We start from the raw sequence: 2,205 nt of genomic DNA, 5'->3' as shown, positions 1-2,205 counted from the left end.
AGTGAATAGCGGCGCGGACTTACCTGATTTCACACTCTCTGCAAGTGATGGCAAACAAGCTAGCCCAGCTACGGTTGATGTTAATCCGGGTAATACCTTGGATGTTAATGATGCCGCGACGATCACGCTTGAATCAACGACCCCTAATTTCACTGAAGAAAATGCGGTAGCAACGGATGTTGTGGCAACCTTCAGTACCAAGGATGAAGACGGTGATACGGTCACGGTGACGTTATCCGACACGGTCAATTATGTGCTTGATGGCAATACAGTTGTATTAACACAAGTTGGTGCTGATCTTGTAAACAGCGGCGCTGATTTACCTGATTTCACTTTGTCAGCGACGGATGGTCTTCAAGATACTCCAGCTACGGTTGATGTTAATCCAGGCAATACTCTGGATGTTAATGATGCCGCGACAATAACGCTTGAATCGACGACCCCTAATTTCTCTGAAGAAAATGCGGTAGCAACGGATGTTGTAGCAACCTTCAGTACCAAGGATGAAGACGGTGATTTGGTCACAGTGACGTTATCCGACACGGTCAATTATGTGCTTGATGGCAACACGGTTGTATTAACCCAAGCGGGTGCAGATCTTGTAAACAGCGGCGCTGATTTACCAGACTTTATCTTGTCAGCAACGGATGGCAAACAAACTAGCCCAGCTACGGTTGATGTTAATCCGGGTAATACCATCGATGTTAACGATGTTGAAACTTTAACTATTAGTAATGGTATTGCGACCGAAGATAGCACTATAGAGGGAGATATACTCGGCAGTTATATCCTGACTGATGAAGCAGGTGAGGCTGCTTTAACTGTAGATTTCACGCAAGGCACGAATACTAATAACTACTACATACTTGATGGTACGGATATAAAGTTAACGGCGGCAGGAGAAATTTATTTAGATTCCGGTAATATTTTGCCTAATATTAGTTTAACGACCAGTGATGGCGTATCGGCGACAAATGCAGTAACCACAATTTTGGTGAACGACGTTGAAACTTTAACCATCAGCAATGGTGTAGCGATAGAGGATACAACCGACGAAGGCACAGTGTTAGGATCTTATACGCTTATTGATGATGAAGGTGACTTGACGGTAAATTTCACACCAGGTAGTAATACCAACAATTACTACGAACTTGATGGTACTGATGTCAAATTAACAGCGGCAGGTGAAATTTATTTAGATGCTGGCAATGTACTTCCTAATATTAGCTTAACAACAAGTGATGGTGTAAGCGCAACAAATACGGTAACAACCACGTTAGTCAATGATGCGCCGATGGTTGATACCATAATTGCAGATCAAACGTTGAACGAAGACTTTACGCCTTATACGATTGATTTAAATGACGCTTTTAACGATGTCGACAGTAGCTTAGTGTTTAGCGTCACAGGTAACAGCAACATTATTGTGTCAATCAGTGATGGTATTGCGACCATCACGCCAACTACAGATTGGTACGGCAATGAAGTATTAACCTTCACCGCCACCGATCCAGATAATGAAAGTGTCAGCCAAAGCGTTAATTTTGATGTAGCAGCGGTGGTTGATATTAATGATGACGGCACGGTTGATGTCGCTGAAGGCAGTGCCCAGACGTTTAACGTGCTGAGCAACGATAATTTTGAAGGTAGCGCGGTGGTTACTGCAACGTCAACACCTGAACATGGCGCCGTATCGATTGGTGCTAATGGGTTAATAACATACACAGCCACGGGCGATTACAACGGTGAAGATAGCTTTACCTACACCGTCACGGCGGGTGGTGTCACTGAAACGGCGATCGTCACTATGAATGTGACCGCAGTCAATGATGCACCTACGGGCATTACTTTAACTAATCTGAACGTAGACGAAAATGCAGTCGGTGCGGTTATTGGCACTTTAGCGGCCACAGGCGATGTTGATGACGGCGATAGCCACAGTTACAGTGTTGATGATACGCGTTTTGAAGTGGTTAATGGCGCACTGAAACTTAAAGCGGGTGTTAGTCTTGACCATGAAAGTGCCGACAGTGTTACTGTCACCGTCACCTCAACAGACAGCGGTGGTCTTACTACTGATAAAGCTTTCATCCTGAATGTCGGTGATGTTAACGAAGCACCAATGGGTATTACTTTAACTAATCAGAATGTAGACGAAAATGCAGTTGGTGCGGTAATTGGTACCTTAGCCACCACAGGCGATGT

General features: G+C 44.4%; 1 protein-coding gene. It reads left to right on the top strand.

Features of this window, described 5'->3' with window-relative positions:
- A partial coding sequence (locus CXF85_RS00035) for a beta strand repeat-containing protein (RefSeq protein ID WP_232771019.1) occupies nucleotides 1–2,205 on the top strand: 2,205 nt, incomplete at both ends.

Origin of the sequence: Colwellia sp. 75C3, assembly GCF_002836255.1 — a bacterium.
In the GTDB taxonomy this organism is placed as follows: Bacteria; Pseudomonadota; Gammaproteobacteria; order Enterobacterales; family Alteromonadaceae; genus Colwellia.
The sequence above is the reverse complement of the archived record's forward strand: the minus strand, read 5'-3'. Positions and strand labels throughout refer to the sequence as shown.